Source organism: Stenotrophomonas sp. STEN031 (assembly GCF_056759975.1).
Map to the genome: position 1 here is coordinate 130,891 of NZ_JBRREA010000005.1, position 15,819 is coordinate 146,709.

10 protein-coding genes are annotated in these 15,819 nt (G+C 64.6%); 6 read left to right on the forward strand and 4 right to left on the reverse strand.

From position 1 onward, the window contains the following. Positions 1-86 precede the first annotated feature (86 nt). On the reverse strand, positions 87-494 hold the full coding sequence (locus tag ACVOLQ_RS03920; protein ID WP_312368208.1) for an RNA-binding S4 domain-containing protein: 408 nt from the start codon (positions 492-494) through the stop codon (positions 87-89). A 106-nt stretch (positions 495-600) separates the two neighbouring features. Here ACVOLQ_RS03920 and ACVOLQ_RS03925 point away from each other — a divergent pair, with 106 nt between their 5' ends. After that, a complete protein-coding gene (locus ACVOLQ_RS03925; RefSeq protein WP_481527149.1) occupies positions 601-2,055 on the forward strand; it encodes an MATE family efflux transporter in 1,455 nt (484 codons plus the stop codon). Positions 2,056-2,177: 122 nt separating this feature from the next. On the opposite strand, the gene ACVOLQ_RS03930 is transcribed toward ACVOLQ_RS03925, so the two are convergent. The 3 genes from ACVOLQ_RS03930 to ACVOLQ_RS03940 form a co-directional block, all read right to left on the reverse strand. Next, complete coding sequence (locus ACVOLQ_RS03930; protein ID WP_313170590.1) at positions 2,178-3,533, reverse strand: Gfo/Idh/MocA family protein; 1,356 nt, start codon at positions 3,531-3,533, stop codon at positions 2,178-2,180. Positions 3,534-3,649: 116 nt separating this feature from the next. After that, positions 3,650-6,625: a TonB-dependent receptor plug domain-containing protein gene (locus tag ACVOLQ_RS03935; protein WP_313494314.1), complete on the reverse strand. Its 2,976-nt coding sequence runs from the start codon at positions 6,623-6,625 to the stop codon at positions 3,650-3,652. 124 nt (positions 6,626-6,749) lie between these two features. Beyond that, positions 6,750-10,112 (reverse strand): TIM-barrel domain-containing protein, encoded by a 3,363-nt coding sequence (locus ACVOLQ_RS03940; RefSeq protein WP_481527150.1) that lies wholly within the window; start codon positions 10,110-10,112, stop codon positions 6,750-6,752. A gap of 316 nt (positions 10,113-10,428) precedes the next feature. Here ACVOLQ_RS03940 and ACVOLQ_RS03945 point away from each other — a divergent pair, with 316 nt between their 5' ends. Genes ACVOLQ_RS03945 through nagA form a run of 5 tightly spaced genes read left to right on the forward strand, consistent with a single transcriptional unit; the run spans position 10,429 to position 15,781 of the window. Continuing rightward, the gene (locus tag ACVOLQ_RS03945) at positions 10,429-11,583 is read left to right on the forward strand and encodes an SIS domain-containing protein (RefSeq protein ID WP_481527151.1); all 1,155 of its coding nucleotides are present in this window, start codon (positions 10,429-10,431) and stop codon (positions 11,581-11,583) included. Next, positions 11,576-12,526, forward strand: a complete 951-nt coding sequence (locus ACVOLQ_RS03950) for an ROK family protein (RefSeq protein ID WP_481527152.1) — start codon at positions 11,576-11,578, stop codon at positions 12,524-12,526. Before ACVOLQ_RS03945 ends, ACVOLQ_RS03950 begins: the two co-directional genes overlap by 8 nt. Before the next feature lie 2 nt (positions 12,527-12,528). After that, positions 12,529-13,863 (forward strand): D-tagatose-bisphosphate aldolase, class II, non-catalytic subunit, encoded by a 1,335-nt coding sequence (locus ACVOLQ_RS03955; protein WP_481527153.1) that lies wholly within the window; start codon positions 12,529-12,531, stop codon positions 13,861-13,863. A 26-nt stretch (positions 13,864-13,889) separates the two neighbouring features. Further along, on the forward strand, positions 13,890-14,672 hold the full coding sequence (locus ACVOLQ_RS03960; protein ID WP_282270845.1) for a DeoR family transcriptional regulator: 783 nt from the start codon (positions 13,890-13,892) through the stop codon (positions 14,670-14,672). Then, entirely contained in the window at positions 14,669-15,781 is a 1,113-nt protein-coding gene (gene nagA / locus ACVOLQ_RS03965) for an N-acetylglucosamine-6-phosphate deacetylase (RefSeq protein WP_481527154.1), read from the forward strand. The genes ACVOLQ_RS03960 and nagA overlap by 4 nt, the downstream gene beginning before the upstream one ends. Positions 15,782-15,819: the final 38 nt, after the last annotated feature.

The window sequence follows — 15,819 nt, forward strand, 5'->3', positions numbered from 1 at the left end:
CCGAGCATGGCTCGGCACTACAGGGTTGGCTTCTTCGGTAAAGCCCCTGCCGAGCATGGCTCGGCACTACAGGTGAATCGCTTGGGTCAGAGTGCGTCGAGGTCGCCCAGGGCGCGGATCAGGCGGCGGGCGCGCTTGTCGGGTTTGTGCTCCGGGGCCTGGTAGCCGGTGCGTTCAGCGGCGCGGCGAAGGTGCAGTTCGTGACGCGCCTGCTTCGAAGCTGCCGATTCTTCGTACATGGCCTGCGCTACCGGCGCCGAGCCGCGTTTGTCGCTGAGCCCGCGTACCGCGATCTCGAAGATCTCATCGCCACGCTGCACCCGCAGCGCATCGCCCACACGTATGGCGCGGGACGACTTGGGGCGTTGACCATCCACATCCACCTTGCCGGTCTCCACCGCCTGTTTGGCCAGGCTGCGGGTCTTGAAGAAACGTGCCGCCCACAGCCATACATCAAGACGAATGCTTGCTACCGCTACGACTTCACCACTCATCGCGTTGCCATCACTCCTGTGTAAGCGACCTACCGTTGATACCTGACGCCGGCACCCTCACCTGCAAGATGCTAGTGTGCCTGCCCCGATCCCGACAACGTTGTCCATGTCGAAAACCAAGCAAACCCGCTCGCTGACCGAAGGCCCGATCGGCACCAGCCTGCTCATGTTCGCGCTCCCGATTCTGGCTGGCAACATCGCACAGTCGCTGAACGGGTCGGTCAATGCCATCTGGGTCGGCAAGTTCCTCGGCGAGGCAGCGCTGACCGCCACGGCCAACGCCAACAACATCATGTTCTTCCTGATCGGCTCGGTGTTCGGTATCGGCATGGCCGCGACCATCCTGATCGGCCAGTCCATCGGTGCCAAGGACCTACCGCAGGCGCGGCGGGTAATGGGCACCAGCGCCACCTTCTTCATCAGTCTGTCTGCGGTGATCGCGGTGCTGGGCTGGTTCCTGTCGCATCGCCTGCTGCTGGCGATGGGTACACCCGCCGAATCACTGCCGATGGCCGATGCCTATTTGAAGGTGATCTTCCTGGCGATGCCGCTGCTGTACGCGTTCGCCTTCATTACCGCCGCCCTGCGCGGTGCCGGCGACGCGCGCACGCCGTTCCGCTTCCTGCTGTTGGCGGTGCTGATGGATATCGCCTTCAACCCATTGCTGATCTTCGGCGTCGGTCCGTTCCCGGAACTCGGCATTGCCGGTGCAGCGTGGGCCACCTTCTTCTCGCAGGGCCTGGCACTGGCCGGCCTGATGCTCTACCTGCGCAACAAGCGGCACATGCTGTGGCTGGGACGCAAGGACATCGGCCTGCTGAAGATCGACACGGTCATCCTCAAGGCGCTGGTGGTCAAGGGCGTGCCGATGGGCCTGCAGATGATCCTGATCTCGCTGGCGATGATCATGATGATCAGCATGGTCAATGGCTACGGGGTGGAAACCGCCTCGGCCTATGGCGCGGCGATGCAGTTGTGGACCTATGTGCAGATGCCGGCCATGGCCATTGGCGCGGCCTGCTCGACGATGGCCGCGCAGAACGTCGGCGCCGGCCTCTGGCCACGGGTGGAAGCCACAGCGCGTACCGGCGTGCTGTTCAATTTCCTGCTGACCGGGGCCTTGATCGCGCCGATCATCCTGTTTGATCGCAGCACCCTGGCGTTGTTCCTGCCAGCCGCCAGCGAGGCGCTGGAGATCGGTCGCCACCTGAACCACATCGCGGTGTGGTCGTTCCTGTTCTTCGGGGTCAACTTCGTGCTGTCCGGCGTGGTCCGCTCCACCGGCGCGGTGCTGCCGCCGCTGTTGATCCTGGCAATCGGTATGTGGGGCATCCGCGTGCCGTTCGCGCTGTGGCTGCAGCCGCGCTTTGGTGCCGATGCGATCTGGTGGAGCTTCCCGGTCAGCGCGCTGTGCTCGATGCTGATGATCATGGCCTATTACCGCTGGGGTAAATGGCGCAGCGCCAGCATCCTCGACAAGCCGGCGCAGGCCACCCCGGCGGAAGTCCCGGCTACGCCGCCGTCGCCGGTGGCGGATCCGGACGTGGAATTGGAACGCTAGTCAGCGCTGTAGGAGCGGCGTAAGCCGCGAAGCTGGCATTGCGGGAAGGGTCTAAAACCTCAACCCCTCCCCAACCCTCCCCTACGCCTTCGGCGCAAGGGAGGGGGCTGAAACCCGGCTGATCAATAACTGCCGTCGAAGGCGAAGATCGGCTTGCGCTGCTGCCACAGGCCCTTGGTGAAGTCCGGGAACTCCAGGGTCTGGAAGCTGTTGGCAATCGACTGCTCGGACAAGGGGGTGATCGCGCTCCAGGTCACCGCATCGTAGATGTCGATCGGCATCGGTGCCTTGGCCTTCAGTGCTTCCACGAAAGCGTGGATCACGAACCAGTCCATGCCACCGTGGCCGGCGCTGGCGGCGGTATCGGCATGCTGCTTCCACAGCGGGTGCTCGTACTGGTCCTGGTAGGTCTTGAACTCTTCCCACTGGTGCGGCGGGCTGCGGCCTTCGATGTGGATGCCGTGGTTGACGTCCATCCACAGGCCCTTGGTGCCCTGCACACGGAAGCCCATCGAATACGGGCGCGGCAAGGAGGTGTCGTGCTGCAGCAGGATGGTCTCGCCGTTCTCGCAGGCCAGCGTGGTGGTGACGATATCGCCGAGCTTGAACTTGACCTTGGTGCTCGGATGCGTAGTGCCACCGCTCTTGGCCACGGTGTACTCATGCAGGCCACGCGCCTTGCTGGCGAAGGCATTGATATGGGTGAAACGGTTGCCACGGTTGATGCCGGTATACATCGCGCAGGGGCCGATGCCGTGGCTGGGATACAGCTCGCCATTGCGCTGTACCGAGTGCTCGGTGCGCCAGCGTGCTTCCGACCAGCCCTTGGCGCCGAACTCGACGCCGCTGTCGTAGGGATGCTCCGGCGTGCCGTCGTTGAACTTCACCCCGCGCAGGTCGTGCTGATAGCCACCCTGCAGGTGCACCAGTTCGCCGAACAGGCCCTGACGCACCATCTGCAGCGCGGCCATCACGTCACGGCGGTAGCAGACGTTCTCCAGCAGCATGTACGGGGTGCCGGTGCTGAGCTGGGTATTGAGTACATCCCAATGGTCCTGCAGGGTGATGCCGGCAACCACTTCGCAGCCCACCGCGACCTTGGCCTGCATCGCCGCGATCGCCATCGGTGCATGCAGCTCCCACGGGGTGGCGATGATCACGCCGTCCAGGCCGCGCTGCTCCAGCAGGCGCATCCAGGCATTCTGGTCACGGTCGGCGCCATAGGCCTGCGGTGCCGGCTTGCCGGCCTTGGCCACCATGTCCATGGCGCGGCCGAGCATGATCGGTTCGATGTCGCACAGGGCAACCACTTCGACGTCGTCGCGGCGTACCAGTTCCTTCAGCAATACCAGACCGCGCATGCCGGTGCCGATCACACCCAGACGCACCTTGCGGCCACGTGCCCAAGCCGGCGTGTTCGGCAGCAGGCTGGTGGCGGCAAGGGCCGCGCTGGCCATGATGAATTCCCTACGCTTCATTGTGTTTCCTCTTTCAGGGGTCGTGCCGGTCATGGCAGGCGTGCCGCGACCATGCTGACGGTGTCACTGTCTTCCCCCTCATGCAATGCATGAGGGGGAAGCGCTGTTGCGGTGGATCAGAACTTGTAGGTGGCGGTCACGCTGTAGATGCGACCAAAGTTGTTGGCATAGCCGGAGAAGTTCATCCAGTCGTTCGGGTCATAGAACGGCAGGCGGTTGAACAGGTTCTTGACGGTCACGCCGACGCTCAGCTTCTCGATCGGACGCCAGTTCACGCTCAGGTTTGCAGTCCACCAGGCCGGTGCGCCGCCGCAATGGCCGGGGGCCAGGTCGAGGAAGCTGCCGGTGCAGGTCTGCGCGTTGTTGTCCTGCGCGTCGATGCGGTCATAGGCCCACTTGGTGCCACCCACATAGTTCACGTAGAAGCCGGTGTCCCAGTTGCCATAGGTCCAGTTGGTATTGAACGTGGCGCGCACCTTCGGGTTGTTGTAGTAGCCAACCAGGTTGCCGTAGTACCAGCCGTCACCGTTGTCGGAGTTGTACATGTTGCGATTGGCGATGGTAGCTGCCACGCCAATGTTCAGGCGGCCCCATTCACCCAGGTCGAAGCGGCTGCGCAGATCGACGTCGAAGCCGTCGATCAGGGTGCGGCCACGGTTGCTGTACTGGCCGATCACGCTGGCCACGTTGCCGATGCTGTAGCCCGGCAAGGTGCCCGGACAGGTCACGCCGCTGGCAGGGTCGCTGCACATCGCAGCCAGTGCAGCGAGGTTGGACTTGTCGGACTCGGTGATCGGGAAGCGCGTCATCGAATCGATGTCTTCTTCCTTGCTGTAGTCCGGCGCGACGATTTCATCGCGACGGTACACGAACCAGTAATCCGCCGACACCGACAGCCAATCGGTCGGCTCCAGCACGACGCCCAGCGTGGCGATCTTCGCCTTCTCCGGCTTCAGGTCCTGGTTGGGCTGGGTCATGCGCGCCACGTTGCGGCTGCAATCGCTGTTCCACAGGCTGTTGCCCAGATCCTTGTCCACGACGCGGTTGGACTGCCGCAGCAGGCCGGCAATTGCATTGGTTTCGGCGCAACGGACTTCATCGCGGTAACCACCGATCTGCGCATACACGCCACCGCTGCCGGCCTCGGCCAGACTGGGTGCACGGAAGCCTTCCGAATAGGTACCACGCAGCATCAGCTGCGGCAGGGCCTGGTACTTCAGGCCGATCTTCGGCGCGGCATTGGCGCTGAAGCCCGGGTACTTGTCCAGGCGCAGTGCCAGGTCCATTTCGAGCTTCTCGGTGAGCGGCACCACGGCTTCGGAGAACAGCGCGTAGGTGTTGCGCTTGCCGTCGAACCACGAGCCGCCCTGCTGGGTGATCAGGCCGTTGGCGGCATCCGGGTTGCCCGGCGTGTAGAAGGTTTCGCGGGTGGCATTGAAGCCGAAGGCCGCACGCACTTCGCCGGCCGGCATGTTGAACAGCGGGCCTTCGATCTTGCCGTCCAGGGTGTGCAGGCGCGTCCACGACTCGATGTCGAAGGTCGGGAAGGCTTCGCGGATCAGCGCCGCGTTGGCTTCACTGATCTCACCGAACTTGTAGGCCGGATGATCGGAAATGATGACGCGACCGGTACCCGGATCGATGGTGTACGGACCGAAGGCTTTCTCGAAGCCCTTCAGGTTGACGTTGGTGGTCTGGTAGGTGACCGAGTGCGAGCCGGCGGTGGCGAACGCGGTTTCCCAGTTCCAGTCGCCGGCAGCACCACGCAGGCCTGCCACCACACGGTAGCTGTCGTCGGTATTGCGCTGACCGAAGTGGCCACCGCCGACGTCCTGCAGCAGGTAACCCAAACCGACCACACCGCCATTCATCGCCTTCAACTCCGGGCTGGCGTGGTTGTATTCGTTGTTCGGGCCAAGCCACGGGGTCAGGAACTGGTTGACCGTATTGCCGGTGTTGCGCGAGAACCAGCTCTGCGGATTGCCGGTGGTGGTGCCATACGCGCGTGGGGTGCCGCCATTGGCGTGCAGGTCGATGTCGGTATAGGTGACTTCGGCGAATGCCTCGGTGCTGTCATTGAGCTGGTAATGACCATTGACGTAGGCAGTGACGCGCTTGGAGTCCGCGCCGCCGTTGATCTGCCGGTTCATCCAGGTCTGCCAGATGCAACGGGTGCCACTGCTGACCTGCAGCACGTTGTTGCAGCCCGGTGCAGCCTCGTCCTTGCGCACGCCGGTGACCGGATCGATGGCGTAGTAATAGCCGGGGTTGAACACGCCCGGCGCACTGCCGGTGTCCAGCCGCAGGTTCTTGATGTAGTCCGGATTGTTGACGTAGAACTGGCCCGGATGCTTCAGGTACCACTCGCTGTCCGGAATACCGTCGCGCTCATACAGGTTGACGCTGGCATAGACGTTGTAGCCATCCTCGGCCATGTCGCCGAAACCGCCGGTGACACTGGCCTGCTTTTCACCGAAGGAATCAAAGCGCGAAGCGGTATCCCAGGTACCGCTGACTTCCAGGCCCTGGTAGCTGCTCTTGGTGATGACGTTGATGACGCCGGCCACCGCGTCGGTGCCGTATACGGCCGAGGCGCCGTCGGTCAGCACTTCCATGCGCTCGATGACGGCGGCAGGAATGGCATCGATGTTGACGAACTGGGTCTGGAAGCCAGCCGGTGCGCCGTAGTACGACAGGCGGCGGCCATTCAACAGCACCAGCGTGCCCTGTGCGCCGAGGCCGCGCAGGTTGGCCTGTGAAGCGCCGTCGGAACCGGTGAACAAGGACTTGGAATCAACCTGGCCCGGTCGTGCCGCTGGCAGATTGTCGAGCACCTGCAACAGCGTGCGCGCGCCCATGTTTTCGATGTCCTGCTTGCTGATCACCTGCACCGGCGAGGCGGTTTCCACATCGGTGCGGCGGATGTTGGAACCGGTGACCTCGATGCGGGACAACTCGGTGGTCTTGTCCTTTTCCTTTTCAGCCTTGTCCTGCGCGAAGGCAGGTGCGGCGATGGCGAACAACACGCTGGCGACAGCCAACGATAGTGGAGCTTGCAAACAGCGTTTGGCACTGCGGTTGGCTGGCAACATCGGGGTTCTCTCCTGGCAAGGGCACGCAAAAAAAACAGCAGTTGGCGGGCAAAGCGATCCCATGCCACGGTTCTTGGACCGTAGCCGGGGGTAATCCGGTGGGAGGAGCGGTGTTACGGGTGGGTCATGGGGCGAGGATGTCGGCGGAATCGCCCTCCTCGCCGATCAGTACGGCATTGGCCCAGTTGGCGCAGACCTGGGACGGTTGGCTACCCTGCGCGCCCAAGGTGCGCAGACTCAATCTGGACAGACCACGGATGTCGAGCTCGGGCTTGACCACGCCCGGTGCTTTCACAAAACCGCTGTCATAGAGCAGGCGGTCATCGCCCCAGACCTGGAACTGCAGACCACCGGCTTGACGGCATTGGTCATCGACGCCCAGGTCGGCACGTAGCGTTTTCCACTGCCCCTTCAAGTTCATGTCGATGCGGCTTTGCGCACCGACGCCGAGACCGCGGCGGAACTGCAGGCCGTTCATGCGCATCGGCACGGCCGCAGCGAACGAACGATCGGCATGCACCTGGGTGGCCAATACGGCCGGCAGCGGCAGCTGGGAGAGGTATTGCTGCCGCGCCGGCCGTTCGGCCGTTTGCTGCTCGAGGATATGGAAGGTGGACAGTGCAATCGGGCCAACATCGCGCGGCTGCAGTGCATCCACCGCACGCGCGGTGCTGCCCTGCGCTGCGGTCACCATCGGATCGGCACCACTTGCGCCGTCACCGTCGGGGTTCTGCACGCTGAGCACGCGGAAGCGCAACAGGCGCCCGGCATGGGCAGGGAAGTCGATGCGCTGCAGTTCCTGCTTCAGCTGCAGGTGACCGCTGGCAATCGGCTTGCCCCACTCGCCATTGCTGTCAGCCATGTAGATTTCGTAGTCACGGACCTGACCGTGCTTCCAGTGCTGGTCGTTGCGCGGTGCCAGCTCGATGCCGTCGATCAACTTGCGCTCGCCAAAGCCCACAACCCACTCATGGGCGCCGGTGCGGATGGCCTGGTTGCGCACGCTGCGGAACCACGTCGCCGGATCGTCGTCGAAGGCATTTTCCAGCGGATGGCCGGGCTCTTCGGCCGGACGGTTGACCACCAGCAGACTGTCGGACGGCAGCGCGCGGCCCAGCTCCGGCGCATTCGGGAAAGCGTCGTCAGCCAGCGCGGCGGCTACCGGGAAATCCAGCTGCAATTTCAACGGCGTGCGGATGTCCTGGCTGGCGGTACGCACATGCAGCGTGCCCTTGCGTTCCTTGCCATCGAAGTACCAGCCTTCGCTGGCTGCCTGCAGTGCGGCCGCGTCAGCAAGCTTGGGCAACGTACGACCATCCAGTTGCACGGCAGTCGGTGCGCTGCGATTCAACACGCGCAGGCCGTAACGGCGCTGCGCCAACTGACCTTGATACTCGCCCTGCACCGGCGCTATCTCGACCTGCACCGGGCCACTGCCCTGCGCCGGTGCCTGCACGCGAATCTGCTGCGTGCTCGACTCGCCCTTCTGGTAGCGGCGGGTGCTGCCATCGTCTTCGTACAAGGTGTAGCTGGATTCGCCCTGCGGGTACAGATCGAAGGTCACTTCATCCAACGGCTTCTCGCCGTCGAACAGCATCTCCGGGTACATCGGCAGGATCGCACCGGCACGCACGAATACCGGCAGCGTCGCCAGTTCGACCGGACGGTCCAGCTGCCTGCCTGCGGCACCGGCCTGTAGATGGCGGCCGTCCCAATAGTCGTACCAGCCGCCGGCCGGCAGATGGATGTCGCGGCGCCAGCCACGGCTCGCGGCTTGGCTGCGGTACACCGGCGCAACCAGCAGATCACGGCCGAGCAGGAACTGATACTTGTAGGTTTCGTCCTGCGCGTGCGGGTCCTGCGGGTTGTCCCACATCAGCCCGCGCACCGGCGGTGCACCGCTCTGCGCGGCATCGTGCACCAGCCCGTACATATAAGGGGTCAGGCGCATTTTCAGCTTGAGGTAGTCGCGGTTGATCGAACGGTAGGGCTCGTCGAAAGCCCAGGGGTGTTTGCGCGCGTTCGACGACCAACCGGACATGCCCATCAACACCGGAGTGAAGGTCTTCCACTGCAGGTCGCGGGTGAAGGTCTCGGCGCTGCCGCCGAAGATCGCATCGACGTCGCCGCTGGCATAGGCCATGCCCGACAGACCGGAACCCACCAGGGTCGGCACGTGCCAGCGGATGTAATCCCAGCTGCTGCTCTGGTCACCGGTCCATGCAACCGCATAGCGCTGGATGCCGGCCCAACCCATCACCGTCCACAGGAAGGGGCGCGAGTCGGAATTATTGAGGATGCCGTCAAACGCCTGGCGGTTGGCATCCATCGCGAACTGATAGCCCTGCCCGGTCCAGGCCACGTCCAGCTTCTGCACGCGGGTGCCGGCCTTGCCGACTTCCCATGCGATCTTGTCGACGCCATTCTCGGTCCACAGGCCGGTCTTGAAGCCGTACTTGGCCAGGCCCTGTACGGTCTCCGGCAGCTGCTTGTAACCGCAGCCGTAACCGTCATTGGGCAGGATCCAGCCGCCCGGCATGTCGTTCTCGCGGTACTTGGCAGCGACGCTGTTGACCACGTCGATGGTGGTGCCGGTGGGGCCATCGCTCCAGCCTTCGGGCACGCTGCCGGGCTTCTTGATGTTGTCGCCGTCGTTGTAGCAGTCGGCGTCGCCGTAGGACAGCGCCCAGCGCGCTACCATGTTCGGCCGGCCGGTCAGCTGGGTGTAGCGTTCCAGCAGCCGCTGCAGATCATTGCCGACGAAGTAATAGGCGTCGAAGCGGTCCTCGCGGTGCAGCAGCGTGGCCTGGTCCGGCTGGCGCAGGTCATAGCTGCCGTCGCTCCAGGTATTGCGCAACATGCCCCAGCCGCGTGAGCTGAGCAGCATCGGTGCCGGGCTCGGGCGGTCGCCCTCCTCCCAGCCACCGGAATAGGAAACTTCAAGTTCGCGGCCCTTGAACTGGAAACGGCCGTTCTGCTGGCCGCCGCCGTAGAAGGCTTCATCGGCCTGCGAGGACAGTACCTGCACGCTCTGCTCGGCGGACAGGTCCAGCGGCTGCTGTTCCTGCCATAGCGACACCGCCTTGCCACCGTCCAGACGCTCCAGCCGCAGCTGCAGGGGCTGGCGCTGCACATGCAGGACCAGCGCCGGGGTACGCACGCGGATTTCCTGCGCGTCTTCTTCCAGCTGCGCCTGCACCGGCTGCACGGGCTGCGGCAACACGATGGGCGCGGCCTTGTCACCAGCGCCGGTCAGCTTGCCGTTGCGGCCAGCCTGCACATGCACGATGTCGTTGGCCAACACCTCGATGCGCAGGGTGCTGCCATTGTCACTGCGTACGTCCCAGGCACGCACGCCGTCGCGGCCATCGCTGGCGGTGACGGAGCGCAGATTGCCGATGGGCTCGGCCTGTGCGGTCACTGCCGGCAACAACAAGGCCGAAAGCAGCGCCAGCAACAGCGGCGATTGACGAACGCAGTGTTCCACCTTGCCTCCAACCCGTTCAACGGGCGTTTCGAAACCGAGTGCGCCGACTCTAGGGCAGGAAATCGAAAGATGTCAACAAAATGAAAGCAAAAGATAAGTAAGATTTCTTACAATCGAAAGATGGTGCGGAGCAGCAACTTTCACATCATCAAGCTGAGCGTATTCATTGCTGCGAAAGGGTTTCCCGGGAAACCTTTCGCTTCGGACGATTCTCAAGAGAATAAAGTCTAATCAAATTATTTCTTTCGTTTTGCTTTCGGTATTTGACATTTCGAAAGAAAAGAAAGATGGTGCGCTGGCCAATCAGGAATCACACATGGATGCCACCCTGCTTCACGATCTGACCGCCTGGCAGCGCCTGGGCGGAGCCGATACCGCTACCGAAATCGCCCAGCAGCCCGCGCTGTGGGAGACCCTTGCCCTGGATCTGCAACAGGCCAGCACGCGCCTGCAGGATTTCCTTGGGCAGCGCCTGTCCGACCCGCGCCAACGGGTGATCTTCACCGGTGCCGGCAGCTCGGGTTTCATTGCCGAGATGGTGGCCGACACCATCAACGCGCAGTGGCCGGCCGAAGTGCGCGCCGTGCACACCACCAGCCTGCTCACCCACCCGGCGCTCTACCTGCAGCGTGACCGCCCGACCCTGCTGGTGTCGTTCGGCCGCAGCGGCTCCAGCCCGGAAAGCGTGGCCGCCGTCGACCGCGTCCGCGCCGACGTCGACGATGCCCGCTTCCTCGACATCACCTGCAATGCCGAAGGCGAACTGGCCCGTCGTGGCGCCGGCCGCGACGACACCTGCACGCTGCTGATGCCGGCCGCCAGCTGCGACCGCGCCTTCGCCATGACCAGCAGCCTGAGCTGCATGCTGCTGGCCGCGCTGTCCGTGTTCGACAGCGCGCCGTGGGCCGAGCGTGTGCAGCGCCTGCAGCAGGTTGCCGCACTCGCGCGCCAGGGCCTGGCCAACTGGGATGCAGCAGTCGCCGCACTCGCTGCGCAGCCGTACAACCGCGTTATCTATCTGGCCAGTGGTCCGCTGGAAGCGCTGGCTCGCGAGGCTGCGCTGAAGGTATTGGAACTCACTGCCGGCCGCGTGCTGGCATTGGCCAATACCCCGTTGGGTTTCCGCCACGGTCCCAAGTCCACGCTCAATGATGAAACCCTGGTCGTCGTGCTGCGCAGCGCCGAACCGCTGTCGCGTCGCTACGAGCAGGATCTGCTGGAAGAACTGCGCGGTGATGGCGTTGCGGGCAAGGTATTGTCGATCGGCCCGCATTCGGACCTGGGCATCCACGACGATTACACCTTGTCCGTGCCTGCCCTGCCCGACAGCTGGCTGGCGCCGGTGTGGCTGCCGTTCGCACAGCTCTACGCACTGCAGCGCTCGGCCGCACTCGGCCTGACCCCGGACAATCCGTTCCCGGACGGCACCGTCAACCGCGTGGTCAAGGGCGTCACCATCCACCATGGCTGATACCCGCGCCCCGGCCTGTTATGGCATCGACATTGGCGGTACCAAGATTGAACTGGTGGCCTGCGATGCCACCCTGCAGGTCGCGTGGCGCAAACGCATCGCCACCCCGCAGGGCGACTACAACGGCTTCCTGCAAGCGGTGGAAACGCTGGTCGCAGATGCCGATGCCCAACTCGGCCAACGCGCGCAGGCCATCGGCATCGCCCTGCCCGGCGTGCGCGAGCGGCGCAGTGGCCGCCAGCTCAGTGCCAACGTACCGGCACTGACCGGCCAATGCGTCAGCGCCGACCTGCAGGCGCGCCTGCAGCGGCCGCTGCATTTCGGCAACGACCTGCAGTGCTTTGCTTTGTCCGAAGCACACGGCGGCGCGGCTGACGGTTATGCCAGCATGTTCGGCGCCATCCTCGGCACCGGTGCCGGCGGCGGTTACTGCCTGCACGGCAAACTTGTCGGCGGCTTCAATGGCCTGGCCGGCGAATGGGGCCACTGGAGCGTGCCGGCCAACCTGCTGCAACGGCATGGCCTGCCGCTGCTGGATTGTGGCTGCGGCCTGCGCGGGTGCGTGGAGCGCTATGTCTCCGGCAGCGGCGTGGCCATGATCGAACGCCATCTTGGCGGCACTGCGGCCAACGCCAGCGAGGTCATCGCCCAGGCCGAGGCCGGCGACATCCGCGCCATGCAGGCGCTGGACATCCACCGCGACCTGCTCGGCCACAGTTTCGCCGCGCTGATTCTCGCACTGGACCCGCACGTCATCGTGCTCGGTGGCGGCCTGTCGCAATACGCGCCCCTGTACCAGCAGCTGCCTGCGGCCATCGCCGCACATCTGTTCAACGGCGTGGAAGTGCCGCCCATCGTGCCACCGCGCTTCGGCGATGCCGGCGGTGCCCGTGGTGCCGCCCTGCTCGCCTGCCAACCCGCTTACCTGATTCCCGGAGCTTGACCATGTCACCGCTGCAATCCCTGCTTGCCTCTCATCGCCAAGGCCACAACGTCGGCCTGTACAGCGTCTGCTGCAGCAACGAACAGGTGTTGCGTGCGGCCATGCACGTGGCCGCGCAGCACGGCACTGTGCTGCTGATCGAAGCCACCTCCAACCAGGTCGACCAGTTCGGCGGTTACACCGGCATGACCCCGCCGCAGTACCGCGCCTACGTGGAAACGCTCGCCGATGAAGAAGGCTTCCCGCGCGGGCAGCTGATCCTGGGCGGCGACCATCTCGGTCCCAACGCCTGGCAGAAGCAGCCAGCCGCCGAAGCGATGGCCAATGCGCGCGTATTGATCGAAGCCTATGTCGCCGCCGGTTTCCACAAGATCCATCTGGACTGCAGCATGTCCTGCGCAGATGACCCGACCCCATTGCCCGATGCCACTGTCGCCGCGCGCTCGGCCGAGCTGGCGGTCATTGCCGAAGCCACCGCCAAGGCCAATGGCCTGCCGCCGCCGGTCTACGTGATCGGTACCGAAGTGCCGATCCCCGGTGGCGAAGCCTCGCTGGCAGGCGGCCTGGCGGTGACCACGCCGGCCGCGGCCGCGCAGACCCTGGCCATCCACCAGCAGGCCTTCGACACACCGGAACTGCGCGATGCGTGGCAGCGCGTGATCGCGATGGTGGTGCAGCCGGGCGTGGACTTCGACCACAGCAGCGTGCACGAATACGACGCCGCCGCTGCCAGCGAGCTGGCCGATTTCCTTGAACAGCAGCCGCGCATCGTGTTCGAAGCGCACTCCACCGACTACCAGCGCGAATCCGGCCTGCACGCGCTGGTGCGCGATCACTTCGCCATCCTCAAGGTTGGCCCCGCGGCAACGTTTGCCTACCGCGAAGCGCTGTTCGCACTCGCCGCGATCGAAGCCGAACTGCTGCCCGCCGCGCAGTGCTCGAAGCTGCCACAGGTGCTGGAACAAGTGATGCTGGCCAAGCCGAAGAACTGGCAGGCGCATTACCACGGCGATGAAGCCACGCTACGTCTGCTGCGCTCCTACGCCTTCAGTGACCGCTGCCGCTACTACTGGGGCGAGCCGGAACTGCTGCAGGCGGTACAGACTCTGTTCGCCAACCTCGAACAGCACACCCCGCCGCTGGTGCTGCTCAGCCAATACCTGCCGGGCCAGTACGTGGCCGTGCGCGAGGGCCAGCTGGCCGCCACGCCTGCGGCCCTGGTGCAGCATCGCGTCGGCCAGTGTCTGGGCGAATACGCGCGCGCCTGCAGCGCCAATCAGGCAGGTACGCGCAAGCAAAGCGAAAGTTTGCGCACCCAAAACCTTGCGAACGGTTAATCTCCGCTTTCAAACGCACACGAGAGCTGACCATGCGCAATACCCGTCCCCGCCGACAGCAGATCCTGCAACGCCTGATCGACCAGGGCTCGGTGCAGGTTGCCGAACTGGTTGACCAGTTCGGTGTGTCGGCGGTGACCATCCGCACCGACCTGGGCCACTTCGAGGCGCAGGGCCTGGCCACGCGCACCCATGGCGGCGCGACCCTGGTGCGCATGCCACCGCAGGAACAGGACATCCACGAGAAAGATGCGCTGAACCTGTCGCTGAAGGAATCCATCGGCATGCGCGCCGCGCAGCTGGTGCAACCCGGCGACAACATCATCATCGACTCCGGCTCCACCACCATGACCCTGGCCCGGCATCTGCGCGACCACCGCGATGTCACCGTGATGACCAATGGTTTGAACATCGCCTGGGAACTGGCCAACGCACCGGCGGTCAATGTGCTGCTGACCGGTGGCCTGCTGCGCAAGCAGTCGCTGTCGCTGCAGGGCAGCCAGGCCGAAGCCAGCCTCACCTCCTACAGCTTTGACACCTTGTTCCTTGGCGTGGATGGTCTGGACCTGCAGTTCGGCCTGACCACCCATGACGAAGCCGAAGCCCGCCTCAATCACCGCATGGTCGAGCGCGCCCGCCGCATCGTGGTGCTGACCGACGCCTCCAAGTTCGGCCGCGTCAGCCTGCACCGCATCGCCCGCCTCGACCAGATCCACGCCATCATCACCGATACCGGCATCGACGATGCCACCCGCGAGGGACTGCAGCGCCAGGGCATCGAAGTGATCACCGCCGAGCCACCGCTATGACCGCTATCCGCAGCCTGTTCGGCCGCATTCTCACTCCCTTGGGCTGGCGCCGCGGCCACGTCCACTTCGACCAGCAGCTGCGCACGCTGGACGTGGAAGACCACGCAGGTAATGGCGGCGATCTGCCGATCATCCTGCCCGGCTTCATCGACCTGCACGTACATGGCGCAGCGGGTGTGGACCTGATGCAGGGCGGCGATGTCGCCCGCCGCATCGCCCACACCCATGCCCGCTACGGCACCACCACCCTGCTCGGCACCACGATGACCGCCGAGTACGGCGAGATCGAAAATGCCCTGCGCGGTGTCGCCCAGGTGATGGCCACGCCGGATGTGGATGCCGCACAGATCATCGGCGTGCATCTGGAAGGTCCCTTCATCAGTCCGCAGCGGCTGGGCGCACAGCCGCCACGCACGCTGGAAGCAACGCTGGAGTCGGTGCAGCACCTGCATGCACTGGCCCCGATCAAGGTGCTGACGATTGCACCGGAGATCGGCCAGCACACCGCCTTGATTCCAGCCTTGGCAGCGATGGGCATCCGCGTGCAGATCGGCCATAGCGCCGGCACGTACGACGATGCGGTCGCCGCATTGCAGGCTGGTGCGGTTGGCTTCACCCATCTGTTCAACGGCATGACCGGCGTTGATCACTACAAGCCCGGTATCGCTGCTGCCGCCTTGGCACATGCCGAATACGCCGAATTGATTCCCGATCTGCAGCATGTGCACCGCGGTGCCATCCGCATGGCCGTGCGCGCGATCCCGCGCCTGTATGCTGTCACCGATGCGACCGCCGCCACCGGCATGCCCGATGGCGAATACGCGTTGGGCGAGCAGCGCGTGCACAAGTGCATGGGCTGCGTGCGGCTTTCGACCGGCTCGCTCGCCGGCAGCGCACTGACCATGGATCAAGCACTGCGCAATCTGGTCGATGTCGGCCTGGACCTTGCCGACGCCTCGCAACGTGTTTCCACCATCCAGGCCGATTACCTGGGCCTGGAAGACCGCGGCCGCATCGCGCCGGGCCTGCGCGCGGACATGGTGGTGCTGGACCCGCAATTGAAATTGCAGCAGGTATGGATAGCCGGCCACCCGGTCGACCCAAACTGACCCGCCCCATGTAGTGCCGAGCCATGTTCGGCAGCCTT